Origin of the sequence: Asanoa ishikariensis (assembly GCF_900107455.1) — a bacterium.
GTDB lineage: Bacteria > Actinomycetota > Actinomycetes > Mycobacteriales > Micromonosporaceae > Asanoa > Asanoa ishikariensis.
The window spans coordinates 215,451-241,086 of sequence record NZ_FNQB01000005.1; the positions used below are offsets into that span (position 1 = coordinate 215,451).

General features: G+C 71.4%; 24 protein-coding genes. 13 read left to right on the forward strand and 11 right to left on the reverse strand.

Annotated elements, in window-relative coordinates; translation table 11 throughout:
• Positions 1-5: 5 nt before the first annotated feature.
• Positions 6-1,232, reverse strand: a complete 1,227-nt coding sequence (locus BLV39_RS37935; RefSeq protein ID WP_090803377.1) for a sugar ABC transporter substrate-binding protein — start codon at positions 1,230-1,232, stop codon at positions 6-8.
• Positions 1,233-1,366: 134 nt separating this feature from the next.
• Between BLV39_RS37935 and BLV39_RS37940 the strand changes: the two genes are divergently transcribed.
• The 4 genes from BLV39_RS37940 to BLV39_RS37955 all read left to right on the forward strand — a co-directional run bounded on the left by BLV39_RS37940 (position 1,367) and on the right by BLV39_RS37955 (position 4,076).
• Positions 1,367-2,362: a LacI family DNA-binding transcriptional regulator gene (locus BLV39_RS37940; RefSeq protein ID WP_090803379.1), complete on the forward strand. Its 996-nt coding sequence runs from the start codon at positions 1,367-1,369 to the stop codon at positions 2,360-2,362.
• A 41-nt stretch (positions 2,363-2,403) separates the two neighbouring features.
• Positions 2,404-3,141, forward strand: coding sequence for a metallophosphoesterase (locus BLV39_RS37945; protein ID WP_090803382.1), 738 nt, complete (start codon positions 2,404-2,406; stop codon positions 3,139-3,141).
• A gap of 9 nt (positions 3,142-3,150) precedes the next feature.
• The gene (locus BLV39_RS37950) at positions 3,151-3,498 is read left to right on the forward strand and encodes a hypothetical protein (RefSeq protein ID WP_090803385.1); all 348 of its coding nucleotides are present in this window, start codon (positions 3,151-3,153) and stop codon (positions 3,496-3,498) included.
• A 68-nt stretch (positions 3,499-3,566) separates the two neighbouring features.
• A complete protein-coding gene (locus BLV39_RS37955) occupies positions 3,567-4,076 on the forward strand; it encodes a cupin domain-containing protein (protein WP_090803387.1) in 510 nt (169 codons plus the stop codon).
• Position 4,077: 1 nt separating this feature from the next.
• Here the strand turns inward: BLV39_RS37955 and BLV39_RS37960 are convergent, their stop codons facing one another.
• The 6 genes from BLV39_RS37960 to BLV39_RS37985 are packed head-to-tail and all read right to left on the reverse strand — an operon-like array spanning position 4,078 to position 9,608.
• On the reverse strand, positions 4,078-4,818 hold the full coding sequence (locus tag BLV39_RS37960) for an ABC transporter ATP-binding protein (protein WP_090803390.1): 741 nt from the start codon (positions 4,816-4,818) through the stop codon (positions 4,078-4,080).
• Positions 4,815-5,603, reverse strand: coding sequence for an ATP-binding cassette domain-containing protein (locus tag BLV39_RS37965; protein WP_090803393.1), 789 nt, complete (start codon positions 5,601-5,603; stop codon positions 4,815-4,817). The genes BLV39_RS37960 and BLV39_RS37965 overlap by 4 nt, the downstream gene beginning before the upstream one ends.
• Positions 5,600-6,412: an ABC transporter permease gene (locus BLV39_RS37970; protein WP_090803396.1), complete on the reverse strand. Its 813-nt coding sequence runs from the start codon at positions 6,410-6,412 to the stop codon at positions 5,600-5,602. Before BLV39_RS37970 ends, BLV39_RS37965 begins: the two co-directional genes overlap by 4 nt.
• On the reverse strand, positions 6,409-7,365 hold the full coding sequence (locus BLV39_RS37975; RefSeq protein WP_090803399.1) for an ABC transporter permease: 957 nt from the start codon (positions 7,363-7,365) through the stop codon (positions 6,409-6,411). Before BLV39_RS37975 ends, BLV39_RS37970 begins: the two co-directional genes overlap by 4 nt.
• Complete coding sequence (locus BLV39_RS37980; RefSeq protein WP_090803402.1) at positions 7,362-8,876, reverse strand: ABC transporter substrate-binding protein; 1,515 nt, start codon at positions 8,874-8,876, stop codon at positions 7,362-7,364. Before BLV39_RS37980 ends, BLV39_RS37975 begins: the two co-directional genes overlap by 4 nt.
• A 39-nt stretch (positions 8,877-8,915) precedes the next feature.
• Positions 8,916-9,608 (reverse strand): DUF1684 domain-containing protein, encoded by a 693-nt coding sequence (locus tag BLV39_RS37985; protein WP_090803405.1) that lies wholly within the window; start codon positions 9,606-9,608, stop codon positions 8,916-8,918.
• A gap of 137 nt (positions 9,609-9,745) precedes the next feature.
• Here BLV39_RS37985 and BLV39_RS37990 point away from each other — a divergent pair, with 137 nt between their 5' ends.
• Positions 9,746-10,732: a TrmB family transcriptional regulator gene (locus tag BLV39_RS37990; RefSeq protein WP_090803408.1), complete on the forward strand. Its 987-nt coding sequence runs from the start codon at positions 9,746-9,748 to the stop codon at positions 10,730-10,732.
• A gap of 114 nt (positions 10,733-10,846) precedes the next feature.
• On the opposite strand, the gene BLV39_RS37995 is transcribed toward BLV39_RS37990, so the two are convergent.
• Positions 10,847-14,320, reverse strand: a complete 3,474-nt coding sequence (locus BLV39_RS37995; RefSeq protein WP_090803410.1) for a S8 family peptidase — start codon at positions 14,318-14,320, stop codon at positions 10,847-10,849.
• Between the two features lie 125 nt (positions 14,321-14,445).
• Between BLV39_RS37995 and BLV39_RS43815 the strand changes: the two genes are divergently transcribed.
• Together BLV39_RS43815 and BLV39_RS43820 are read left to right on the forward strand one after the other, a co-directional pair.
• Complete coding sequence (locus BLV39_RS43815; RefSeq protein ID WP_204082964.1) at positions 14,446-14,724, forward strand: hypothetical protein; 279 nt, start codon at positions 14,446-14,448, stop codon at positions 14,722-14,724.
• Positions 14,721-14,903 (forward strand): GNAT family N-acetyltransferase, encoded by a 183-nt coding sequence (locus BLV39_RS43820; RefSeq protein ID WP_204082965.1) that lies wholly within the window; start codon positions 14,721-14,723, stop codon positions 14,901-14,903. Before BLV39_RS43815 ends, BLV39_RS43820 begins: the two co-directional genes overlap by 4 nt.
• Before the next feature lie 159 nt (positions 14,904-15,062).
• Here BLV39_RS43820 and BLV39_RS38005 read toward each other — a convergent pair whose 3' ends face one another.
• Positions 15,063-16,205: an AI-2E family transporter gene (locus BLV39_RS38005; RefSeq protein ID WP_090803413.1), complete on the reverse strand. Its 1,143-nt coding sequence runs from the start codon at positions 16,203-16,205 to the stop codon at positions 15,063-15,065.
• Positions 16,206-16,355: 150 nt separating this feature from the next.
• Between BLV39_RS38005 and BLV39_RS38010 the strand changes: the two genes are divergently transcribed.
• Positions 16,356-16,943, forward strand: coding sequence for a hypothetical protein (locus BLV39_RS38010; protein WP_090803417.1), 588 nt, complete (start codon positions 16,356-16,358; stop codon positions 16,941-16,943).
• 110 nt (positions 16,944-17,053) lie between these two features.
• Here BLV39_RS38010 and BLV39_RS38015 read toward each other — a convergent pair whose 3' ends face one another.
• Complete coding sequence (locus BLV39_RS38015; RefSeq protein WP_239084030.1) at positions 17,054-17,491, reverse strand: DUF1801 domain-containing protein; 438 nt, start codon at positions 17,489-17,491, stop codon at positions 17,054-17,056.
• 215 nt (positions 17,492-17,706) lie between these two features.
• Here BLV39_RS38015 and BLV39_RS38020 point away from each other — a divergent pair, with 215 nt between their 5' ends.
• Genes BLV39_RS38020 through BLV39_RS38040 form a run of 5 tightly spaced genes read left to right on the forward strand, consistent with a single transcriptional unit; the run spans position 17,707 to position 24,642 of the window.
• The gene (locus BLV39_RS38020) at positions 17,707-19,812 is read left to right on the forward strand and encodes a galactose oxidase early set domain-containing protein (RefSeq protein WP_239084031.1); all 2,106 of its coding nucleotides are present in this window, start codon (positions 17,707-17,709) and stop codon (positions 19,810-19,812) included.
• Positions 19,809-20,348 (forward strand): hypothetical protein, encoded by a 540-nt coding sequence (locus tag BLV39_RS38025; protein ID WP_090803423.1) that lies wholly within the window; start codon positions 19,809-19,811, stop codon positions 20,346-20,348. The genes BLV39_RS38020 and BLV39_RS38025 overlap by 4 nt, the downstream gene beginning before the upstream one ends.
• Before the next feature lie 48 nt (positions 20,349-20,396).
• Positions 20,397-21,980, forward strand: coding sequence for a glycosyltransferase family 39 protein (locus BLV39_RS38030; RefSeq protein WP_090803426.1), 1,584 nt, complete (start codon positions 20,397-20,399; stop codon positions 21,978-21,980).
• Positions 21,977-23,512 (forward strand): glycosyltransferase family 2 protein, encoded by a 1,536-nt coding sequence (locus BLV39_RS38035; RefSeq protein WP_218137113.1) that lies wholly within the window; start codon positions 21,977-21,979, stop codon positions 23,510-23,512. The genes BLV39_RS38030 and BLV39_RS38035 overlap by 4 nt, the downstream gene beginning before the upstream one ends.
• Positions 23,509-24,642: a glycoside hydrolase family 113 gene (locus BLV39_RS38040; RefSeq protein WP_090803428.1), complete on the forward strand. Its 1,134-nt coding sequence runs from the start codon at positions 23,509-23,511 to the stop codon at positions 24,640-24,642. Before BLV39_RS38035 ends, BLV39_RS38040 begins: the two co-directional genes overlap by 4 nt.
• Here the strand turns inward: BLV39_RS38040 and BLV39_RS38045 are convergent.
• Positions 24,626-25,594 carry an Lrp/AsnC family transcriptional regulator gene (locus BLV39_RS38045; RefSeq protein WP_090803431.1) on the reverse strand — a complete coding sequence of 323 codons (969 nt, stop codon included), beginning with the start codon at positions 25,592-25,594 and terminating at the stop codon, positions 24,626-24,628. The two genes, BLV39_RS38040 and BLV39_RS38045, sit on opposite strands and share 17 nt — an antisense overlap.
• Positions 25,595-25,636: the final 42 nt, after the last annotated feature.

The following is a 25,636-nucleotide window of genomic DNA, read 5'->3' on the forward strand; positions in this document are numbered from 1 at the left end:
CCTCTCTATTTGATCTGGGCCTGGATGGCGGAGGCGGCCGCGGAGATGGTCGAGGCGGGGTCGGCGCCACCGACCACGGCGGCCTCGGCCTTGCCCAGCGGGTCCCACACCACGGCCATCGCGGGGATGCTGGGCATGATCTGTCCGAACTCGACACCCGCGTCGGACACCTTGCCGACGAGCGGGTCGCCTGCTCGGACCGTGGCCAGGGCCTCCTTCAGCGCCGGGACGCTGGAGGTCGCGGTGTAGAGCGCGGTGCCGGTGTCGGGGCGGGACCAGAAGTTGGTGACGAACTCCTGCGCGAGCGCCTTGTTGTCGCCGCGGCTGGCCACGTAGGCGGCGTCGACCGTGATGAACGGCCGGGCCGGCTGGCCGCCCTCGAACGGGGGCACTGGGGAGATGTCGTACTTGACGCCGGTCTGCTGGAGCTGCGGTAGCTGCCACGGCCCGGAGATCATGAACGGGGCCTTGCCGCCGGAGAACAGGCTCAGGATGTTGTCGGTGGTGATCGATCGCTTGAGCACGCCGGCTCCGCCCTCGCCCAGCGCACGGATCTTCGCGTACGCCGCGGTGGCGCCGGGCTTGGCCACGCCGAGGTCTGCCGGGTCGAAGTCGCCGGTGTCGCGGGTGCCGAAGATGTAGCCGCCGCCCGAGGTGAACAGCGGGTTGATGTGGTACGGGTCGCCGGTCGGCCCGACCGGCAGCGCCAGGATCTCCTGTGCCTTGCCGCTGCTCTTGAGCTGCGTTCCTTTTTGGACAAGCTCCTCCATGGACCGTGGCGCGTCCGGGACGAGGGCGGTGTTCCGGAACAGCACGATGTTGTTCATCGTGTACGGCATGCCGTAGACCTGCCCGTTGAAGGTGACCGCCTTGATCGCCAGATCCTGGTAGCCGGCCTTGGTGTCGTCGGTCATCTGCAACGGATCGATCGTCGCGTTCTGCACCAGGTTGCCGATCCAGTCGTGCGCGCCCATCACGACGTCGGGCGCGCGGCCGGCCTGGGAGGCCGTGACGAACTGGGTCTGCAGGTCTTCCGGGATGATCTGGACGTTGACGTCGACGCCGTTCTCCCGGGCGAAGATCGCGCCCAGCGCCTGCGTCGCCTCGCCGCCGGGGCCGCCGCCCGTCCAGATCAGCAGGCTCGGCTTTTCCGTGGCACCCGCGCCCGCTCCTGCTTGGCAGCCGGCGAGCAGCAGGGCGGTGATAGCCACCAACGCTCGTGCTCTGTGCATGGTCGTCACCCCTCCCGCAGGGGAGTTGCTGTGCTAACCCGATTTAGCACGGAGCATGCGCCGGGATTCGGCGACTGTCAATACGATGCGTCGATCGGATTGCCAGCGGCGGCAAGATCGGTGAACCTGTGCGTATGGCATCGCGCGTCACACTCCAGGACGTCGCCCGGCACGCCGGCGTCTCACGGACCACCGCGTCGTTCGTCCTCACCGGCCGGCGCGACATGCGGATCTCCGTCGACGCCGAGCAGCGGGTGCTGCGGGCGGCCCGGGAGCTCAGCTACCGGCCGAACCTGATGGCGCGCGGGTTGCGTACCCGCACGACGCACACGATCGGCCTGATCTCCGACACGGTCACCACCGAGCCGTTCGCGGGCGACATCGTCCGTGGCGCCGTCAACGCCGCGCTGCGGCACGACAACCTGCTGGTCATCGGGGAGACCTCGGGCGACCGGGGCGTCGAGGAACGGGTCGTCCAGGACATGCTCGACCGGGGCGTCGACGGTTTCCTGTACGCGTCGACCTGGACCCGGGTCAGCCGGCTGCCGGCCGTGCTGCGCGGGCATCCGTTCGTGTGGCTCAACTGCCTGCCACGCGGCCGGGCGAGCGCGTCGGCGGTGATCCCCGACGAGCGTTCGGCCGGCACGCTGGCCGCCTCGGCCCTGACGGCGGTGGGGCACGAGCGGATCGCGCTGGTCGGTGTCCCGAGCCCCGACGTCTGGGCGGCAGGGGAGCGACTGGCGGGCATCCGGGCGGCGGGGGTCACGGTGGCCGCGACGGTCGAGTGCGACTGGTGGCCGGAGCCGGCGTACACGGCGGTGTCGTCGTTCCTCGCCACCGGCCCGTCGGTGACCGGCCTGATCTGCCTCAACGACCGGATCGCGCTGGGCGCGTACCAGGCGGCGCAGGAGGCGGGGCTGCGAGTGCCCGACGACCTGTCGGTGGTCTCGTTCGACGACTCGGACCTGGCGGCCTGGCTGCGACCGTCCCTGACCAGCGTCGCGCTGCCCCACGCGGAGCTCGGCGGCCGCGCCGTCGACCTCCTGCTGTCGCCACCGGCGAGCCCGCTGGTCGAACGGGTGCCGATGCGGCTCCACGAGCGGGCCTCGATCGCCCCACCTTCATCCTAGGACGCTTTAGGGGGTGTGCGGCCGGCGACTAACGTGGCGCCATGATCATTGCGCAGCTCAGTGACCTGCACGTCGACGGTGGGGAGCGCAGCCGGCGGCGGGTCGAACGGGTCGTGCGGGAACTGGCCGGGCTGCGGCCGGCGCCCGACGTCGTGCTGGTCACGGGCGACATCGCCGACCACGGAGCCGAGGCGGAGTACGAGCTCGCCCGCGAGCTGGTCGACCTGCCCGCGCCGGTGCTGTACTGCCCCGGCAACCATGACGGCCGCGCGGCGTACCGGAAGGTCCTGCTCGGTGAGCCGGCGAGTGACGCGCCGGTCAACCGCGCCCACCGGGTCGGCGGGGCACTGTTCGCGATGTGCGACTCGAGCATTCCCGGCCAACACGACGGCCTGCTCGAGGCGTCGACGCTGGGCTGGCTCGACGCGGAGCTGACGGCAGCGGCCGACCTGCCCGCGTTCGTCTGCTTCCACCACCCGCCGGTCGTGCTCGGGTCGCCGTTCGCGGACCAGAGCCGCCAGTTCGCCACCGACCGGCTGGCCTCGCTCGTCGCCGCGCACCCCAACGTCGTGGCGCTGCTCTGCGGCCACGCCCACACGCCGGCCGCGACGACGTTCGCGGGCCGGCCGCTGCTGGTCGCGCCGGGGGTGGTGTCGACGTTCCGGCTGCCGTTCGAGCCCGCCGACACGATCGACCAGGACCTGCCGCCGATGCTCGCCTACCACCTGCTGGACAATCAGCGCCGGCTGACCACCCACTATCGCGTCGTTTCGGCCTAGGGTGCGCCTGTGGACCAATACGATCGCTACCTTCTCGACAGCCATGTGCTTCGCGCGATCGGGACAACGCTGGGCGGCGCGGTGGCCGGAGCCGCCGTGACGCTTCCGAGTGAGCTCGCGGCCGCCGCCCTGGCCGCCTGGCACCGCGACGAGGACGACGACCTGGCGTCCCCGGAGTCAGCGCGGCAGTCGACTCTGCGCGAGCATGCCGCCACGCTGGCGCTGATCGGTCTGACGGTCGAGAAGCGCGGCAGCGACACCGCCGGTGGGGTCAGCGTCCAGCTCCGCGCGAACCTCGTCGCGGAGGCACGGGCGGCCGCGGCCGGGGGTCAGCCTGCCAACCCGGGCCGGCAGTAGCTGTCGCGTCGGCGTCCGGTCTCGGCGGGTCGCTGGTGTGTTTCCGCTCGCGGGTGGACGATCGACGCATGGTGTCGTCAGATCCGCCGCCGTTGACGGTGGTGCAGCCCGGTGGCGGGCAGGTGGGCGAGCTCGGCTCGATCGGCGTGCAGTTCAAGCTCTGGGGTCACGACACCGGCGGCGCGTTGGCGATTGTCGAGCATCCGTTTCCGGTCGGCGCGTTGGTGCCGCCGCATCTGCATACCCGGGAAGACGAGTACTCGATCGTCACCGAGGGCGAGATCGGGTTCCGGTCGGGCGATCGGGAAGTCGTGCTCGGGCCCGGCGGCTACATCACCAAGCCGCGGGGTGAGTTGCACGCGATGTGGAACGCCGGTGTCACACCCGCGCGGATGATCGAGATCATCAGCCCGGCCGGTTTCGAGCACTTCTTCCGGGAGGTGGCCGAGGCGATCGCGGCCGGGCCGGTCGCGGAGGGGGCGGGCGCCGACCTGACCGAGCGCTACGGTTTGCAGTTCGGGGACCCGGACTGGCTGCCGGGCGTCATCGAGCGCTACGGACTCACCGTCGAGCGGTAGTTCAGGGCAGCCGGGGAATGCTCGCGATCAGTCGTCGGGTGTACGCGTCCTGCGGGCTGCCGAGCACCGCGCCGGTCGGGCCCTGCTCGACCACCCGGCCGCGTTCCAGGACCACCGTCTCGTCGCAGAGGCTGGCCACCGCGGCCAGGTCGTGGGAGACCAGGACCAGGGTCAGGCCGCGGGTGGCGCGTAGCTCGGCCAGCAGGTCGATGATGCGCACCTTGGTGGTCACGTCCAGCGCGCTGACCGGCTCGTCGGCCAGCAACACGGTCGGCTCGACCGCGATCGCACGGGCGATCGCGATCCGTTGCCGCTGGCCGCCGGAGAACTCGTGCGGGTAGCGGTCCGCCGCGTCGACCGGCAGGCCCACGGCCGACAGGGCCGCCGACACCCGGGGCGCGTGGTCGGTGAAACCCAACGCCCGCAACGGCTCGGCGACGATGCGCGAGACCTTCTGGCGCGGGTCCAATGAGGAGTACGGGTCCTGGAACACCGTCTGCACGTGCCGCCGGAAGTCGCGGGCGGCGCGGTGCCCGGTCGGCAGCGGCGCGTCCTGGAACAGCACCGACCCCGATGTCGGCCGGCGCAGGCCGAGCAGCAGCCGCAGCAGCGTGGTCTTGCCGGCCGCGGACTCGCCGACCAGGGCGACACTGCGGCCCGGTGTCACGCCGAAGGAGACACCGTCGAGCACCGGTGCGCCCGACGGGTAGCGGAAGCCGACGTCTCGGGCCTCGAGAATCACAACGCACCTCCGAGGGCCTCGTCGAGGCGGCGGGCGCTGGCCACCAGGGCCGCCGTGTAATCGTCCTGAGGGTCGGCCAGGATCGCACGCAGCGGACCGGTGCGCACCGCCCGCCCGGACGACAGCACCACCACCTCGTCGGTGACCTTGCCGACGACGGCGAGGTCGTGGCTGACGAACAGCAGCGCCATGTCGTGCGCGGCGACCAGCCGGTCGAGCAGGGCCAGCACCTCGGCCTGCACGGTGACGTCCAGCGCGGTGGTCGGCTCGTCGGCGATCAACAGCGCGGGGCGGCAGGCCAGGGCCATCGCGATCGCCGCGCGCTGGCGTTGGCCGCCCGAGACCTCGTGGGGATAGGCGTGCGCCACCCGCGCCGGCAGTGCCACCTCTTCCAACGCCGAGGCGACGGCGGCCCTCAACGCGGCGCCGCGCAGGCCCTGATGCCGGCGCAGCGGCTCGGCCACCTGGTTGCCGAGGCGCATCAGCGGGTCCAGCGCCGTCGACGGCTCCTGGAAGACCACCGCCGCCACCCGACCGCGCAGGCGGTTGAGCGAACGCTCGTTGGCACCGATCACCGGTGTGCCGTCGAGCAGCACCGTGCCGGACGCGCGCAATCCGGGCGGCAGCAGGCCGGTCACGGCCAGCGCGGTCAGCGACTTGCCCGAGCCGGACTCGCCGATCAGCCCGAGGCGGTGGCCTTTCGCGATGGAGAACGAGAGACCGTCGACCAGTGTGCGTCCGTCAGCCGTCGACACCGTCAGGTCGGAGACCGTCAGCAGGCTCATCGGTGCCCCCTTCGGGTCGGGTCGGCGACGTCGCGCAGGCCGTCGGCGAGCAGGTTGACGCCGACGACGAGGACGACCAGCAGGACGCCGGGCGCGATGGCTCCGATCGGTGCGGTCAGGACCGTGGACTGGGCCTCCTGGAGCAGCCGGCCCCAGGACGCGTTCGGTGGCGGCGGACCCAGGCCGAGGTAGGAGAGGCTGGCTTCCGCGAGCACGGCGAGCCCGAACTGGAGGGCCAGGTTGACCGCCATCGTGGGCCAGATGTTCGGCAGCACGTGCGCGGTGACGATCCGGGGCCAGCTCACCCCGGAGGTGCGGGCCAGCGTCACGTAGTCCATCGCCAGCACGCGTTTGACCAGCACGCGGGTGAGGCGGGCGACGATCGCCGACATGGCCAGCCCGATCGCGACGATCGCGGAGCCGAGCGACGCGCCACGGGCGGCCACCACGAGCATCGCCAGCAACAGGGTCGGGAACGCGATCAGGATGTCCAGCAGGGCCGCGAGGGTGTCGTCGAGCCAGCGGTTGGCGAAGCCCGCGAGCAGCCCGGCGACGCCCCCGACCACCGCGCCCAGGGCGACCGCCCCGAGACCGACCGCGACCGCGATCCGGGCGCCGATCATCAGCCGGGTGAGCAGGTCGCGGCCCAGCTTGTCGGTGCCGAGCAGGTGGTGCGCGCCCGGTCCTTCGAGCCGGCCGCCGGTGGTGTCCGCGGCCGGGAACGGTGTCCAGAACAGCGACACCAGTGCGATGCCGACGACGAGGGCGACCAGCACGATCCCGGCGATGAGGAAGACGCGGCGTCTCATCGGACGAGCCCGCCGCGCAGCCGAGGGTCGATGAACCGCTGTGCGACGTCGGCGAGGAAGCCGACGACCAGCACCGCGAACGTGCTGACGAACAGCACGCCCTGGATCACCGGGTAGTCGTGCTGGGCGATCCCGCGCACCAGCATGCTGCCGAGCCCGGGAAGCGCGAACACGCTCTCGATGACGACCGCGCCGAGGAACGTGGTGGCTAGCTCGATGCCGAGCACCGACACCACCGGCACGGCCGCGTTGCGCACCCCGTGCCGCCACATCGCGCCCGCGAACGACGAGCCGAGCGCGCGGGCCGTGCGCAGGTGGTCGCTGCCCAGCACGTCGAGGGTGGCCGACCGGACGTACCGGATCAGCGATGCCGCCATGACGAGAGCGACAGTCACCACAGGAAGCACCAGTGCCCGGAACGCGTCGGGGAACGACGACCAGCCGTCGGGCGGGAAGCCGCCGGCCGGCAGCACCCGCAGGTTCAGCGCGAACACCCAGACCAGCAGCAGACCGAGCCAGAACGCGGGTACGGCGATGCCGAGCTGCGACACGAGCCCGGCCAGCGCGCCGTACCAGGTGTGGGCGCGGTGCGCGGCCAGGAAACCGACCGGCACCGCGACGACCACGGCGAGCACGAACGCGGACAGCGTCAGCGGCACCGTCACCGACAGCCGGCTGACGATCTCCGGGCCGACCGGCAGCGAGCTGACGAACGAGTCACCGAAGTGCAGCGTGGCGAGCTGGCTCAGCCAGTGCCCGAACTGGGCGGGCAGCGGCCGGTCCGTGCCGATCTGGTGCCGGGCGGCGGCGACCTGGTCGGGCGTGGCGCCGACCGACAGCAGGGCGTTGGCCGGGTCGCCGGGCAGCAGCCGCAGGATGAGGAACAGCACCACGCTCGCGAGCAGCAGAGTGCCGACCAGCAGCGCCGCCCGGCGCACCAGGTAGCGGGTCATCCCTTGTGGATGCCGTACGCGTAGAACTGCGAGTTGAGGCCGTTGACCGGGTAGCCGGACAGCTTGGTCGAGGCGACCACGATCTGGGGGTAGAGGTACAGCCAGTCGCTGGCGGCGTCGGCCGCGATCTGCTGGTCGGCCTTCTTCAACAGCTCGGTCTGCTCCGCCTCCGAGCCCGCCTGCTCCGCCTGCTTGATCCACGCGGTGACCTGCGGGTTGTCGTAGCCCCAGTAGAAGTTCGGGTCGCCGTACCAGACGACGTCACGGTCGTTGACGTGCTCCTGGAGCGTCGCCGTGAAGTCCTTGTTCTGGTAGACCTTCGTGTACCACTGGTCCGGCGTGATCACGTTGATGTTCACCGTGATGCCGACCTTGGCCAGCTCCGACTTGACGAACGCCGCGACCGTCGGGTGCGGGTCGTAGTTCGGGGTGTCCAGGGTGAACGTGAAGCCGTTCGGGTGGCCGGCCTCGGCGAGGAGCGCTTTGGCACCAGCCACGTCGTAAGCGTTGACACCCGTGAGATCGGTGTGCCACGGGTCGGTCGGCGGGACCATCGAGCCGATCAGCTCGCCGTGGTCGCCCCAGATCGACTGGAGCAGCTTCTTGTCGTCGATCGCCGAGCTGACCGCCTTGCGCACCTTGACGTCGTTGAAGGGCGCGACGCGGTCGTTGAACGCCAGCAGCAGCTTGGTGGTCGAGTGCCCGTCGTTCACCTTGTACGCCGGGTTGTCGGTGAACTGCGCGAGCGCGTCCGGGTTCTGCTCGCTGGTGACCACGTCGACGGCGTTGGTCAGCAGCGCGTTGTCGAGGGCGCTGCCGTCGGTGAAGTAGTGGAACACCACGCCGCCATTGGTGGCCGCCGTGCCCCAGTAGCTCGGGTTCTTCTTGAGCGTCAGGGACGAGCCGCGCTTCCAACCGTCCAACGTGTACGGACCGGTGCCGTCCTCCTTGGCGGATAGGTTGCCGGCCTGGTCGTTGACGATCCACACGTAGCTGAGGTTGTAGATGAACGAGATCGAGCGCGTCGCCAGCGTGACGGTGACCGTCTTCGGGTCCGGGGTGGCGATCGACTTGATCTCCGGGAAGCTGCTCTTGCGGGCCGACTTCGAGTCGGGCGCGAGCACCTTCTCGATGCTGTACTTCACGTCGGCGGACGTGAGGGCCTTGCCCGAGTGGAACTTCACGCCGTCGCGCAGGGTGAACGTGTAGGTCAGGCCGTCGGCGCTGACCGTGTTGGCGGTGGCCAGCAAGGGTTCCACCTTGCCGTCGTCGGTGAGCCGGAACAGTCCTTCGTAGACGTTGCCGTTGAACGCCTCGGTGATGCCCTGACCGCCACCGGCGGTGTTGTCGAGGTTCTGCGGTTCGTAGAGCGAGCCGACCTGGACGACGGCGTTGGCGTCGGCCGCCGCACTCGAGGACGGGCTGGCGCCGCCGCTGTTCGAGCCGCACGCGGCCAGGGCCACAGCGGTCGCGACAGCGGCGCCAAGCAGCGCGATTCGTTGCTTCTTCACGTGTGTATCTCCGGCATTGAAGGGGGTAAAGCGAACGGGCTAGTGCACCTGGAAGCCGTCGCGGAAGAGGGGCTGCTTCTCGCCGGCCAGGACGGCCCTGCGGAAGCGGTTCTGCCGCGGCGGCATCGGACAGTTGTATTGCCCGGAGAACCCGCACGGCGGCACGAAGGCCCGGTTGAAGTCGAGCACGACCCGGTCGTCGCCGGGTTCGCGGGGCACGATCAGGAACCGTCCCGACTCGTACGTGGTGATGCCGTTGGTCTCGTCGCCGAAGACCAGCAGCAGCGTCCCCTCGTCGTCGAACGCGTCGAAGGCGTAGTCGACACCGTCGAGGCTGAACAGGATGTCGCCCGGCACGGCGAGGTCCCGGGTCAGTCCGTTGTCGCGCAGGTGCTCGAAGGCCACCAGCCGGGGCGGGTCGTGGGGTACGAACCGCGCCTCGACCACCCAGTCGGGGTCGAACGGGTAGGCGTCGATGGTCTCGAAGTGGCGGATGGCCGGCGAGTCTCCGTCGAAGCGGCGCACCCCGCGGAAGACGACGCCGGTGCGCAGGTCGCGGCGCTCGATCGGCACGCTGCCCGGGTGGTCCTCGACGCCGGCGCCCCAGATCGTCTCGACCAGGGCGAGGTTGCCGTCCGGCCCGGCGACCCGCTTGACCCGGGCGGCATGCCATGCGGGCCAGCCGGCACGGGCACGGTCGAGCACCGCGACGGAGGCGGGGGGCGTGGGCACGGTCGGTCTGCCTTTACGGGGTCGGGGGCAACAACTCGACTTAACCTACTGCCATGGTGGGTTAATCCGACCAGTGCGGTTGATCACAACCAACCTGGCCCGCACATGATCAACAGCTCGTTCGTACAGTGGCCCGCATGGATGAGCTGCTCTCGGCCGGCGAGCAGGACGCGTACCGGCTGCTGGTCCGGCTCGGCGCGGCCGACGCGGCGAAGCTCGCGGCCTCGGCGGGGGTGCCGGCCGGCGAGGCCGGAGTGCTGCTGGCGGCCCTGCACGCGAAAGGGCTGGTGAGCGCCGGCCCGGTGTTCCGCCCGCTGGCGCCCGACGTGGCGCTCGGTGACGCCCTGCTGCGGCGCCAGGAGGTGCTCGACGATGCCCGCCGGACGGTCGCGGCGCTCAGCGAGGACTTCCGCCGGCACAGCCGCCGCCGCGACGCCGACCGCCTGGTTGAGGTGATCGTGGGTCGCGACGCGCTGCGCGGCCGGCTGCGGGAGATGCAGGAGGGCGCCCGCAAGGAGATCCTCTGGTTCTGCCGCGCCAACCCCCTGGCGATGCCCGGTCCGGAGAACACCGAGGAGGACACGGCGCTGGCGCGCGGGGTCCGCTACCGGGCCATCTACGAGCGGGCGTTGCTGGAGCTACCCGGCGAGCTGCCCAGCATCCTGGAGTCGATGACGCGGGGCGAGGAGGCCCGCAGCCTGCCGACGTTGCCGGTGCGCCTGGCCATCGCCGACGGTGAGCTGGCGATCTGCCCTCTCGTGCCGGACGAGGCCCGGGATCTGGGCGAGCCGACCGCGGCGCTGATCCGGCCCAGTGAGCTGCTGGACGCACTCGTCGCGCTCTTCGAGAGCTTCTGGGAACGGGCCACACCCCTGCGCGGCGACGGACACCCGGCGGAGGATCTCGGCGAGGCCGACGTGCTGCTGCTGTCGCTGGTCGTCTCCGGCCTGCCGGACAAGTCGATCGCGACGCACCTGCGGGTGAGCAAGCGGACCGTGCAGCGCCGGCTCGAACGGCTGATGGCCCTGGCCGGCGTCGACACCCGCACGGGCCTGGCGTTCCAGGCGGCCCGCCGGGGCTGGCTCGCAGCCCCGGCGGACCGGTTCGGTCCCGCCCGCGGGTAGGCGCGGGCAGCCCGCCGGGCTGGGGTGCAGCCCGGCGGACCCGATTAGTCAGCCCCGCGCGGGTAGGCGCGGGCAGCCCGCCGGGCTGGGGTGCAGCCCGGCGGACCCGATTGGTCAGCCCCGCGGGTAGGCGCGGATGACCGTCTGGTCGAGCGTGTTGCCGGCGCGGTCGGTGGCCCGCACTCGCAGCGAGACCGCGCTGTGGCCGCGCGGCACCGACGCCACACCGTCGCGCACCGTCGCCGCCCGCCAGGTGGCGCCGTCGTCCGTGGAGACGTCGACGCGCAGCGTGCGCAGCTTGGCGTTGAAGTCCAACGCCACCCCGTCCCGGCGCACGTCGTAGTCCACGCCCAGCAGGGGCAGGTCGCCGTCCGCGCCCGAGCGGAACGTCCACTGCGTGTCCGTGCGGGTGGCCACGGTCCAGTCGTCGCCACCGTGTGCGGTGGTGACCTTCAGTCGGTAGGCCGCGTCGCCCGGGGTGGTGGTCACGTCCTGCCAGCCGTCGGGAAGCTCGGCCAGCACCGTGCCGTCGCGCCACAGCGTCGCGGCCAGCTCACCGCCGCCCAGGTGGGCGTAGTGGCCCTCCTGGTCGACCAGACCCGGCACCCGCAGGCGGAGCACGTCACCGGCGCGGGTCGACCCCAGGTCGGCGGGCCGCACCACCGGCGCGCCCCAGCTCTCCGCCGTCCGCCCGGCCTTGACCGAGTGCGGGGCGTCGCGGAAACCGCTGGTCAGCGGACCCCAGCCCCACGGGTAGCCGTCGGAGACGTAGTGCTGCCACAGCGAGTCGCCGGCCGACACCCACTCCTCACGGACCGAGGGGGTACGGGCGTCGCGCGAGGTGTCGTTCCACGCGTACTCCTGCCAGGGGCGCCAGCCGAACCGCTGCTCGCGTACCCAGTCAAAGCCGCCGTTGTCCGCGTAGTCGGTGGTGATCCGCTGGCTGTTGGCCGCGGTCACCTTGTGCACCACCTGGTCCGGGATGCGGCCGGGGGAGACCTGGACGACGTCGTAGAGGTACGGGCTCGACGTGGTCAGCGTCAGCGACAGTTGGGTCTTGCGGGCCAGCTTGGCCGCGGTGGGCTGGTCGAGCGCGAGCGAGACGATCGGCAGCCGGTCGCCCTCGGGGCTCCACGAGGTCCAGGTCGAGAAGTCCGGCGGGCGGACCATCAGCGCGACCGCGGCGCCGGCCCGGGCCGCCGCGTCGATCTTGGTCAGCTCGTCCTGCTCGTCCGCTGGGATCAGGACCGCCTTGCCGCGCACGTCGCGGTCGCCCGAGCGGGCCAGGGGGAAGCGCTTCGTGCCGTCGTACGCGGGGGAGTTGCCCATCAGGTTGAGGTCCAGCGGCCCCTTGACCCCCGGCGCGCTCGCCACCACGAGCGGCGCGACGAGTTGCCAGCGGGACGAGAACTCGAAGCTGCCCGCCCGGACCGCCTTGGTCGGCACGACGTTGACCTGCTCGATGTTGCTGAAGTGCATGACGCCGTGAGCGATGGAGCGGCCGGTGCCGGTGACCCGGTGCACGTAGTAGGACAGCACCGCCCGCTGCTCGGCCGGCTTGGGCGTCTCGATCCGGATCGGCCGGGCCTTGCGGGCGTCGACGACGACCTCGAGGTCGCGGTCGACGGTGAGCTCCGGGATGGTCAGCAGGGTGGCCTGCTCGTCGTTGCGTGCGCCGTCCTCGAGCACCCCTTGCAGGATGTACGTGCCCTCGCGGACCTCGAACGTGGCGCCGCCCTCGGACGCCCAGCCCAGCAGGTCGGAGCGGGCGTCGTCGCCGAACATCGTCAGCACCGGCAGGGAGGCCGGCGCGCCCTTGCGGTCCAGCGCGCGGACGGTGACGTGGTGTACCGGCCCGTCCTTGATCGCGCCGACGGCGGTGGTGACCTTGACGCCGGTCGCGGTCGCGGTGATCCAGCCGCTGAGCGTGCCGAGCGGCAGGGTGCCGAAGTCGACGGTCGCATCGACAGTGGCGGTGCCGTTGGCGGGCACGGTCACGGTGGCGGCGCTCAGCAACACCCCGGCCGGACCGGCCAGCGTCAGCGTCACGGGGGAGTCGCCGCTGTTGGTGTACGTGAGCGTCCGGGTCCCGGTGGTCGGCGTGCCGCCCACGGTGTGCAGGCCGAAGTCGGCGACGCCGGTGCCGGTGACGGCCTGGGCGCTGGCCCGGGCGACGTCGACGCGGCCCGCGCCCTGCGCGTACACGGGCAGGTCGGGCGTGGTCTGTGCGGTGCTGACCAGTGCGTTCTTGATCGCCGTGCCGGTCCAGTCCGGGTGCTCCTGCGCCAGGATCGCGGCGGCACCGGCCACGTGCGGCGTGGCCATCGAGGTGCCGGAGGCCGCCGTGTAGCGGGCGTCGACCGGGCTGCCCATCGTCGTGCCGGCCGCGCGGGCCGCGACGATGTCGACGCCCGGCGCGGTGATCTCCGGCTTGAGGCCCTGGTCGCCCAGGCGCGGGCCGCGGCTGGAGAAGTCGGCGAGCCGGTCGGCGCGGTCGACGGCGCCGACGGTCAGCGCGCTGCGGGCGGCGCCCGGCGAGCCGACGGTGGAGGCGCCGCCGGCGTTCCCGGCCGCGATCACGAACAGCGCGCCACTGCGCTCACTGAGCTCGTCCACCGCGAGGCTCATCGGGTCCAGGCCGTCGGTGGGGTCGCCGCCGAGGCTCATGCTGACCACCTTGGCGCCGCTGTCGACGGCCCACTGCATGCCCGCGATGATCTGCGACTCCGAGCCGCTGCCGGTGTCGCCGAGCACCTTGCCGACGAGCAGGTGCGCGCCGTACGCGATGCCCTTGCGACGCCCGTCGGACGCGGCGCCCGTGCCGGCGATGGTGGAGGCGACGTGGGTGCCGTGCCCGTGGCGGTCGACGGCGTCGGAGCTGTCGCTGAAGTTGCGTGCCTCGATGACCTGGCCGGCCAGGTCGGGGTGCGTGGCGTCGACGCCGGTGTCCAGCACCGCGACCTTCACGCCGCGCCCGTCGAGCCCGCGCTGCCACGCCTGCGGTGCGCCGATCTGCGCGGCGCTGCGGTCCAGGCTGGCCCGGACCTTGCCGTCGAGATAGATCGTCGAGGCACCGGTGCTGCGGGCGCCCGGCCCGGTCTGGGCGCGCCAGAAGTCGGCCAGGGTGTCCTTGGCCGGGGCGATCGCGCTCGCGCCGATGCTGGGCAGGTTCGCGGCGGTGCGCTGGGCGGCGCCACCGCGCACGATCAGCGGAAGCGTCTTGCTCGTCGCGTCGCCGAAGCCGTCGGCGATCAGCTTCTGCACGTCGAACAGGTCGACGTCGAGCCGGCCGGCCTCGATCAGGGGCACGGCGTCGCTGGGCAGGACCCGCAGGCCGCCGTCGACCTCCAGGGTGTGGAAGGTGACGCGCTCGCGGCCGGGCGCCGGTGCGACGCTGGCCGCGTAGCGGCCCTGCGCGGCGCGGACGAGCGAGACGGTGTCGCCGGTGACGAGGGTGATCTGGGCGCCCTGGCTGTCGGCGGCCGGGGTGGGTGCGGCCGGGTTCCCGGGTGCGGGACCGTTGGCCAGCGCCGCTCCGGGCAGGACCGCCACGCCGGCGATGACGCCGGCGAGCAGACGACTGAACATGGGGACTCCTTCGCGCGGTGGTTCGCTGCACGCATCCTGGAGTCCGGATATTCATGTTCGTGTAACCGAGGCCTGCCGCACTGCGGACATGGCGCGATGTGGACACCCCATGTGACGATGCGACCGTGGTCGATGACCTTCTGCTGTCGCGGGCCCGCACGCTCTGGGTGAGGCTGGCCGGGGCGCCGGTCGCCTTCGGCTCCCCGGCCGGTGTCGTCGTCTCGCCGGCTTCGATGTTGTGCCCACCAGGCTGGGCCGGCGTCGTCTCGCTGGCCGGCGCGGCCATCGCGACCGCGCCCGACGACGCGGCGGCGCTCGCGCTGGCGGGGCCGCTGTCCTGGCGCGACCCGGCGGCGCTCGGCGGCGCGCTGTCGCCGGCGGCGCCGCGCACGTGTGCGTGTTGACCGCGCCGGAGCACCGCGGCCGGGGGCTGGCGCGGGCCGTGGCCGGCGCGGCTACGACGGAGGCGCTCGCCGTCGGCCTGCTGCCGCAGTGGCGTGCCCGCCCGGAGGCGTCCCGCAGGGTCGGGCGAGTCCTTGGCTACCGCGAGCTTGGCTGGCAGCTCAGCGTGCGGCTCGGCTGATCGCTTTCACCCCACCGGCGGTCCGCATCCGGCTCGGCCGGTCGTCTCGGCTCTTGGTGGCGGGTCGGTCCGCCGGGTGGTTGGCGCCTGGTTCGGCTGGTGGTCTCGGCTCCTGGTGGCGGGTCGGTCCGCCGGGTAGTTGGCGGCCGGCGCGGCTGGTCATTTCTGCCACGGGTTCTGGGGTCGACGGCGGCCGATCCGCCACCGGCGGGGCCCCGTCGGCTCCTGGCCGGCCCGCCAGGTCGCCTCGCCCCGCAGGCTGCCGCTGCCGGCCAGGAAGATGTCGGCCCAGCGGGTGCCCGGCGACGCGTCGACCAGCAGCGCCCGCGCCAGCAGGGTGAGTGGGACGGCGAGAACGGCGCCCACGCCGCCGAGGATGAAAGTCCAGAAGATCAGGGACAGGAACGTCACCGTCACCGACAGGTTGACGCTGTCACCGACGATCTTCGGTTGGACGATCGACTGGAGTACGAAGTTGATCACGCTGTAGACCACGATCACCGCGATCATCAGTCCGACGCCGCCCTCCAACAGCCCGAGGACGGCCGGGGGCGCCAGGCCGATGACGAAGCCGATGTTGGGGATGTAGTTGGTGACGAACGCGATCACCGCCCACAGCGTGGCCAGCGGAATGCCGAGGATCCACAGGGCGATCCCGTCGAAGACCGCGACGATCAGGCCGAACACGGTGGACACCACGAGGTAGCGGCGGGTGCCGTTGACGAACTGGCGCAGCGCCCGGGTCAACGACGGGCGGAACAGCTCGGCGCGCGCCATCCGGCTGGGATAGCCGCCGGTCTCGACCGCCATGAACAGCAGCAGGGTCACCAGGAACACGATGTTGGTCAGCAGGTTGAGCACCACGCCCGCCGCGGTCTGGGCGATGTTGGCCAGCGTGCTCGGGTCGATCCGGGTGACGAGCTGCTCGGCGTCGTTGGCCTCGACGCCGAGGTCCTGCAACCAGGCCTGCACGTCGTTGACGATGTCGCTGACCCGGTCCGAGTAGCGCGGCGCGAGCGATGCGAGCTGGATGCCGGCCGCGACCAGCGACGCCACCCCCGCGGCCAGGATCCCGTACAACACGATGATCAACACGGCGGTGGCCAGCCAGCCAGGTATCCAGCGGGCCAGCGCCGACCGGATCGGGCTCAGGGTGACGACCAGGATGAGCGCGAGCAGGATCGGGCCGAGCAGCCCGCTGGCCACCCGCATCCCGGCGATCACGACGACCAGCGCTGCGGTGGCAAACAGGGCCCGCGTCACGCCCTCGGTGTTGCGCCGGTCCTCCCCACCCTTCCGCACATCTCATCTCATCACGTACCGGCATTTTCAGGCACAAATCACGTCGACTCCTGATAAGGCCCGCGAAGATCAGGCCCACATGGTTACCTGACAGCGGGTCGCGCCCCGTTCATGAGCTTTACCCGCATACACGGCAGTTGGGGTGATCTTGTGAAGATATCCGTACTCGCCCGGTTCGCCGGCGCCGCTGTGGCCGCCGCGATGATTGGGCTCGGAGCCGCACCGGCCTGGGCCGACACCACCATCCACATCGATCCGGCTGACACCGGGAAGACCGCGGCGGCGTTCCCCGTCCACCGGTGCGACCCGAACCTGGGCGGCGGCCCGTTCGCGGGCGAGGACGTCTGGGTCTTCGCGGCGCCGCGGGGCGCCGGCGAGTTCCTCACGCTGACGATCGAGTTCGCGACCGAGGGCGGCCCGCAGACCGAGACGATCACCGCCGAACCGGCCCGCGACCGGGCGATCGTCGGCGACCGGGCCTGGATCCGGACCTCGGCGGGCCTGAACTCGTCCGGCGAGCTCGTCAACCCGTTCTCGATCGTCAGTGCCACCGCGGTGGTCACCGGCGCCGACGGCACCTTCGACCTGGCACAGACCTGCCCGGCCACCGGCGGCATGCTGCCGGTCACGGGGCCTGCGGTCGGCGGCCTGTCGTTGCCTCAGCTCGCCGGCGTCGGCGGCGCGCTGACGATGGCCGGACTCGCCCTGGTCGCACTGCGCCGGCGGCGCGTGGCCTGACCTGACCTGACACCGAACACCCCCGGCGACCCCGGGGGTGTTCGGTGTGGCCCGGGGTCGCCGGCGACAGCTTCACCCGCCGCGACACAGCCCGGCAAAGCCACCGCCTATCAGCCGCGGTGCACCCGGACCGTGCGGTCGATCAGCTCCCGCAGCGCGCCCTCGTCGACGTCGGCCAGCCGTTTTAGGTAGAGGCAGCCCTTGCCGGTCTTGTGCGGCCCGAGCCGCGCCAGGGTCTGCGGGTAGCGCTCCTCGTAGCCGCCGACCAAATAGACCACGAGCTGCGTCTTGCGCGGCGCGAAGCCGACCAGGGGCGCGTCGCCCTCCCGGCCGCTCTCGTAGCGGTAGTGGTAGGTGCCGAAACCGACGATGCCGGCGGCCCACAGGGCCGGCGGCTCGCCGCTGACCTCGGCCATCAGCGCGGACAATGCCCGCGCGTCGGCCCGCCGCCGCTCGTCCGCGACCGCCGCCAGGAACGGCTCGACGGCCGTGTCCACCGGGCGCATCGCGGGAGCCGTCCTGCCCGCGTCTGCCGAGGAAGTTCCCATGCCGACGATTGTGAACCACGGGTCCGACACTCCTGGTCGACGGCGCGTGACCGGTGCGTAGATGGACCGGTTCGTGGAGTCGGGCAGATCCGGAGAAAGTCTTACCTGGTAAGCGATCTATTCGGACAGTTGCGGGCAAAGCGTTATTGGCCGGGATGGCAATGACCGGTAGCCTGCGGAACGGCCCAGGTAGACATGGATCGACAGGAGACGCCGTGCCCCCCACGGAAGCCGTTCCGATGTTCAGTCCGGAACTCCGACGGGGACTCGGCCGACTCCTCGCCCTCACGCTCCTGCTGACGGCGGGCGTGTTCATCGCCTCTCCGGCGCAGGCCGCCGCCAACCTCGTGCAGAATCCGGGCCTCGAGCAGGCGGGCACCGACGGTTTCCCGGCGTGCTGGGAGAGGTCGGGCCAGGGCGACAACACGTTCACACTGGGCACCACGGCCGAGGCGCGCACCGGCGGCAAGGCGTTGCGGGTCGCCGTCACACGGCTCAACAACGGTGACCGCAAGGCCATGATGACGGAGAGCGCGCAGTGTGCGCCCCGTGTCACGGCGGGCCGCCAGTACGACCTCTCGGTCTGGTACAAGTCGACGACCGCGGCCAACGCGATGACGCTGTTCCGGCACGACAAGGCGCTCGGCTGGCAGTACTGGATGGACCCGGCGACCCTGCCCGCGACCAACGCCTGGACCCAGAAGGTCGTCCGGACCCCTCCGGTGCCGGCCAACACCGACCAGGTCACCTGGGGCGTGTCCGTCTACGGCGTCGGCACGCTGACCACCGACGACTACTCGATGGTCGAGGTGAGCGCGGCGATCGGCACACCGGTCGCGTGCACCGACGCGAACAACTGCATCAAGGGCAAGTGGCAGGTGATGCCGTACGAGTCCACCGTCCGCGGTGTCCACTCGGTGGTGCTGCACAACGGCAAGGTGCTGCTGGTCGCGGGCTCCGGCAACGACCCCAACGCCTTCGCGGCCGGCACGTTCAAGACCGCCGTGTACGACCCGGCCAACGGCAGCTTCACCAACGTCGCGACGCCGGTCGACCTGTTCTGCTCGGGCCACGTGCAGCTCAGCGACGGCCGCGTGCTGGTGATGGGCGGCAACAAGGACTACCCGAGCGCCGACGGCACCGTGGGCTACAAGGGCTTGAAGAACTCGTACATCTTCGACCCGGCCACCAACAAGTACACGCGGACCAACGACATGCTCGCGGGTCACTGGTACCCGTCGGCGACCATGCTCGGCAACGGCGACATCATCTCGCTCGGTGGCCTCGGCGAGGACTCGACCGGCACCACGACCACCGACTATTACAGCGCCGCTTCGCAGCAGTGGCTGCCGATGGACCAGGTGAAGCAGACCTGGGCCTGGTGGGGGCTCTACCCGTCGATGGTGCTGATGCAGGACGGCCGGCTGTTCTACACGGGCAGCCACACGTTCGGCAACGGCCTGCCGGGCACCGGCGCGTCCATCTACAACTACGGCGCCAACACCATCACCGACGTGCCGGGCCTGCAGAACAAGGACGAGCGCGACCAGTCGATGAGCGTCATGCTGCCGCCGGCGCAGGCGCAGCGGGTGCTCACCGTCGGCGGTGGCAACGGTGACACGGGCGCGACCGCCGGCCGGCTGACCGACATCATCGACCTCAAGGCGGCCAACCCGGCCTACAAAGCCGGCCCGCTGATCCCGCAGGGCAAGCTGACCGGTGGCGTTCCGCAGACCGGCGCGCAGGGCAAGATGTACGTCTCGCTGGTGCTGCTGCCCGACGGCACGGTCTTCGAGACCGGCGGCGCCCTGCACAACCGGGCCGACCCGGTGTTCGAGGCGTCGATCTTCGACCCGGCCACCAACACGTTCAAGTCCGGCATGGCCACCGACCCGGTGCCGCGCACGTACCACTCGTCGGCGTTCCTGCTGCCCGACGGCCGCGTGATGGCGGTCGGCGACAACCCCGGCAACGGCTCGTTCGACACCCGCATCTCGATCTACTCACCGCCGTACCTGTTCAAGGGCGCCCGGCCGCAGATCAAGACCGTGACCAACACCAACTGGGCGTACGGCAGCACGCAGCGGATCACGACCAACGGCGCCATCACCCGGGCCTCGCTGATCCGCCCCGCCGCCGTGACCCACTCGTCCGACCCGAACCAGCGGTTCGTCGAGCTTCCGTTGACCGTCAAGGCCAACAACGCGATCGACCTGAACGTCACCAACAACCCCAACGTCGCCCCGCCCGGCTGGTACATGCTCTTCGTGCACAACGGCAAGGGGATCCCGTCGGTCGCCAAGTGGGTCAAGCTCGGATGAGTCGTTGGTTCACGGCCACCGCAGACTGGGTACGGGGCCGCAGCCGCCGCGAGCGGATCGGTCTCGCGGCGGTGCCGGTGGTGCTCGTGCTCGCCCTCGTCGGAGTGCTGGTCGCCGGCGGTGGCGGCGGCGCGGGGCAGTGGCTGGCCGGTGCGCCCGCCACGACGCCGGCCGACGAGTCCGCGGACCTCGGCGACGCCGGGTCGACGCCCGCCGACAGTGGCCCTGGGCCGACCGGCCCGACAGGTGCGCCGCCGCCGCTCATCCACAACTTCGCCGACCAGCCCGCCGCCAAGCCGCAGGCGGCGCAGCCGTCGCCCACCGGCGGCGTCCGGATCGCTGAGGGCACGGACGGCTGCGACCACGCGTACGGCGATCGTGACGTTTGCGTGCCGTGGACGTTTCCGGCGGACGTGACCGACAAATGCGGATGGCTCAAGGACCGGGGCTTCGAGTCGCTCCAGATCCCGGGCAAGCGGGACCGGCACGGCCTCGACCGCAACGGCGACGGCACGGCGTGTGGCGCGGGGGACTGACGCGATGACCGAATTCGCCTTTGCCGGCGCCGGCCCTATTCTGCACCGATGAACGAGGCCGCGCGCTCCCAACTTCCGGTGGCCACCCCCAACGGCGAGGTGCACATTCCGCTGCCCCGCCGGGTCGGCGTGGTGGAGAAGGCACCGGAACCGGCCTCTGACGCGACCGTCTTCCTGCCCAGGACGCCTAGTCAGGAGGAGTCCGAGCGCCGCCTGCGCAAGGCGGCCTGGGTGCGCCGGTCCGCGTGGGGCGCACCGGCGCTGCTGACCCTGGCGCTCGGCCTGATCGGCATCACCAGACCCGGTCTCTGGGCCGACGAGTTCGCCACCTGGGGCAACACCACGGTGTCGTGGTCGGAGTTCTGGCTCCAGCTCAAGGGCACGGACGCCAGCATCGGCCCGTACTACTTCGTGATCCGGCTCTGGACGACCGTCTTCGGCGACTCCGACCTATCCCTGCGGCTGCCGTCGCTGCTCGCGATGGCCGGCACCGCCGCGGTCATCGGCCTGATCGGCAACCGCCTCGGCACCTACAAGATCGGCCTGCTGGCCGGGCTCACCTTCGCGATCATTCCGATCACCACCCGCTTCGGACAGGAGGCCCGGCCGTACGCGCTGGCCACGCTGTTCGCCGCGATCGCGACGCTGCTGCTGATCCGGATGCTGGGCGGGTTCACCCTCGGCATCGCGATGATGTACGCGGCCGCCGTCGCCGGGGTCGGCCTGATGCACCTGGTCGCCATGCTGCTGCTCGCCGCGCACGGCCTGGCCGTCCTCGTGCTCAAGCGCAAGCTGTTGTGGCGGTGGATCCCCAGCGCCTTCGCCGGTGTGCTGCCGCTCATCCCGATCATCCTGATCGGGCGCCGGCAACAGGGCACCCAGATCGGCTGGATCCCGTTCACCGACCTGCACGGGATCGAGGCGTACGGCCTGGAGTTCTTCGGCGGTGCGCTGATCGGCGGCGCCATCATGGCCCTCGGTGTGGCCGCCGTGTCCCGCGAGCGTGGCGCGATCGTCGGCATCACCATCGGCGTCGTGCCGGTGGGCATCCTGCTGGCGCTGGGTTCAGTCGCCCACCTGTGGCAGCAGCGCTACGTGCTCTACACGGTCGTCGGTTGGGCCCTTCTGGTCGGCCTGCTGCTCGCCAAGCGCGGGCGGATCGCGGCCGTCGCCACGATGGCCGCGCTGGCGGTGCTCGCCCTGCCCGGCCAGGTCGAGGTGCGCAAGCCGGCGTTCCGCTACCAGGACACCAAGGTGGTCGTGGCGCTGATCGAGCGCGACCTGCAGCCCGGCGACGGCATCGTCTACGGCCTCAAGGACCGCGGCCCCGGTGCGCTGAACCGCGACGTCATCGCCCACTACCTGCCCGCCGACCGGCGGCCCACCGACCTGTTGGTCGACCGGCCGATGCGTACCGACGGGTGGATGGTCTCCAGCGAACACCAGGACCTCGCGGCCCGGTTCAAGGGCACGCAGCGGATCTGGGTGCTGCGCCTCGGGGAGTATGCCAATCCGCTCGACGAGCTCGACGGTAACAAGAAGGAAGTTCTCGAAGAGGGCTACGATGTCGCCGACAGCTGGTGGACCACGGGTTACACCGTCGCGCTGCTAACCCGGAAGGACACCGTGTGACAACCCACGTCGGGGCCGAGCGCCGCGACGAGCCGGGCGAGCGCACACAGATCATCCCGCGCCAGTACCACCCCGGCGAGACGCACGTGATGCCCGCCGTGCGCATGCCGATCACGACGCGTGCGACCACGATGGCGCAGCGTCACGCCGGCTGGCTCCCGCGGATGTGGCCGCTGGCAGCCTGGTTCGTCGTCGTCCTCGCGATCACCCTGTTCCTCAGCGTGAAGTCGACCGGGCCGCTCGGCGCCGTGGTCACCATCCTGTGGACGTACCCGGTGATCGGCACCATCGCCGGCCTGGTTGGCGCCGTGATCACCCTGCGGCGGCTGCGCCGCGACCGGCTCACCGCCGCCGACGACAAGCTGATCCGCTGCCGGGACCGCCTCGTGGTGGTCGTGCCGACCATCGGCCGCAACGACACCTATCCCGCGCTGGACCGGGTCGTCCGCTCGTACATCACGTACCTGCCGGAATGCTTTCCCAAGCTGCGGATCGACGTCGTCATCGAAGAGGGCTGCGAGGCCGCGGAGCAGATCTACCGGCTCGGCGAGATCAGCCGCTACATCCGGGTCGTCACGGTCCCGCGCAGCTACCACACGGTCAACGGCACCAAGTTCAAGTCGCGCGCCAACAACTACGTGCACGAGCTTCGGATCGCGCAGCACGAGGACCGGGCCGACGTCTGGGTCCTGCACATGGACGACGACACGGGTGTCGGGCTCGACACGGCGATCGCGGTGGCCCGGCTGATCGAGCAGCAGCGGGACCGCGGCGACGAGGCGGCCCACCTCGCCCAGGGCATCCTGACCTACCCGCGCGAGCACGCCGGCAACCGGCTGACCTGGCTGGCCGACGCGAGCCAGCCGATCGCCGACGTCACGGTCTACTCGGCGTTCACCGGCAGCGGCTACCCCGTGGCCGGCGTGCACGGCGAGCTCCTGCTGGTGCGGGCCTCGGTGGAGGCCGAGATCGGCTGGGACTTCGGTCCGGAGGCGATCGTCGAGGACGCCCAGTTCGCGCTCATCTTCAGCCGCCGCTATCCCGGGCGCAGCGCGTGGTTCGCGGGCCGGTGCTACGGCGCCTCGCCGGCCACCGTGCGGGACTTCTTCCGGCAGCGGGAGCGGTGGGCGTGGGGCCTGATCGGGCTCGCGCTCGACGACCGGATCCCGCTGCGCGACCGGCTCTACATCGGATACTCGACGTTCACCTGGGTGATCAGCCCGTTGCAGCACCTCGGCACCATCCTGCTGATCGGCTGGGTGCTCGGTTCGTTCGACACGGTGCCGATCACCCTGCTGGTGCTGCCGATCTGGGCGCTCAACATGGCGTACGCGATCTGGCTCTACTCGGAAGGGCTGCGGATCAACGTCAGCGTCTCCCGCCGGGCCAAGTACAACTGGTGGGAAGGCATAGCCGTGATCCTGCTCGTCCCACTGTTCTCGATCATGGAAGCGGTCGGCGCCGTCCGCGGCCTGATCCGCCACCTCCGCGGTGGGCAACAGCAGTTCGTCGTCATCGCGAAGCCGATATGAGGCGCCGTCTGGCCGCGGCGGTCTGTGCCGCGCTGCTGTTGGCCGGCGGCTGCTCGTCCGGCGAGGGTGACCCGCTGGGCCGGCTCTCCGACGCGCCGCCCGGTGCGACCTCCGAGCCCGGTGGCGCGCCGACCGAGAAGCCGGTCGTCAAGGTCAAGGACCCGTGGGAGCCCGGCAAGCGGCAGCACGGCATCGCGATCTACTGGGAGAACAACCCCAACGACACCGACCAGATCGTGCGGGCCAAGGCGCAGAAGATCCTCGACCACGTGGTCGCGCTGGGCGCCAACGCCATCTCCGTCTCGTTCTCCTTCACGATGGACTCGGCGTACGCCGACGAGGTCCTGATGGACAACCCGATCACCCCGTCGCCGGCCCGGCTGGCCCTGGTGCTCGACGAGGCGAAGAAGCGCGACCTGCGCACCGCGATCCGGCCGATGCTCAGCGAGCGCAACCTGACCAAGGACGACCCGGACATGTGGCGGGGCTCGATCCGCCCGTCGAGCAAGACGAAGTGGTTCGCCTCCTACCGGGACATGCTGGTCAAGTACGGCAAGGTGGCCGAGCAGGCCAAGTCCGCCACGTTCGTCGTCGGCACCGAGCTCAGCTCGCTGGAGACCAACTCCACGGGCTGGAAGACGGTCGCCACGGGCGTCAAGGCCGTCTACAAGGGCGAGCTCGACTACAGCGCCAACCACGACCGGCTCAAGGAGAAGGGTCCGGCGGCCGGGATCACCCTGTCCGTCGACGCGTACCCGCCGGTGCGGGTGTCCGACACCGCCTCGGTCAGCAAGCTCGTCGACGGCTGGAACGACTGGCTGGACGACAACCGCGGCTCGGGTGAGCTGTCGGACCTGGTGCTGGCCGAGGTCGCGATCGCCGCGCGGACGGGCGCCTACTCGGAGCCGTGGTCGCCGCACGCCAAGGGCTCGATCAAGCCGGAGATTCAGCAGCGCTGGTTCGACGCGGCCTGCCAGGTGATGCACGAGCGGGATCTCGGCGGCATCTACTTCTGGATGATCAACCTGGACGCGGACCCGAAGAGCAAGCCGTCGAGCAAGTCGCCGATGGACTTCCTGGGCCGGCCGGGGGAGAAGAACATCGCCGCCTGCTTCACCAAGGACGCATAGTCCCGGCACCCTTGAGCCGGCGCACGACGGGTGCTGTCTCGGCCTGGGCGATCCCGTCCAGCGCGCCGATGCCGTTCGCGAGGTAGTCGTACAACGCGGCCAGGTCCTTCGCGATCACGGACGCCACCACATTGGACGGTCCGGTGGTGGCCGCGGCGAAACCGATCTGCGGATGGGTGGCGAGCGCGCGGGTGACGGTGCCCAGTGCGGCCGGCGCCACGGTGAGCCACAGCGACGCCTCTGCGGTGTAGCCGAAGAGCGCGGGCTCGATCTCGACGTCGAAGTAGAGCGCGTTGGTGCCGTGGAGGTGCGCGATCCGCCGACGCACGGTCGTCTCCGACCAGCCGGTGGCCCTCGCGAGCGTCGGGTAGCCGGCGCGGCCATCCTCGGCCAGCGCGGCGAGCAGGTGGTGGTCGGCGGCGGTGAGGTCTCCGACGGCGCCCGGCGCAACGGGTTCCGGTGTCAGCGCGGCGATCTGGTCCGCGTCAAGGGCGGCGGTGCGGCCCGGCCAGCCGCTGGTGCCGGCCACCGCCCGCAGGATGCAGTGCGCCGCGACAGCGGTGAGGCGCGGCGTGCGCGGCAGCTTCTGGAGCAGCAGGTCGCCGTCCGTGGTCTGGGCGCGGGTCCGGGTGATGCAGGTGATCTCGGTGCCGCCGGACAGCAACTGGACCCAGGACGTGTCGGGGCGGCGGGCCAGCGCGGTGCCGACCGGCAGGGCGGCGTCCGGGGTGCATCGCATGCGGACGAGCCAGTCGACGTGGCCGAGCGTCGCGGCGTCGGGCACGCCGACCACCCGCAGGGCGCCGCCCTCCCGGAGCCGCCGGTAGCGCCGGGCCAGCGTGCGGTCGGAGGTGCCGAGCACGGCGGCGACCTGGCTGAAGGGAGCGCGGCCGTCGACCTGGAGGGCGTGGGCAAGTTGCCGGTCGAGGTCGTCGAGCGTGAGTGGATCCACCGTTGAAAGGCTAGCGCGTGTCGGATTCCGCCGCCTGAGCCG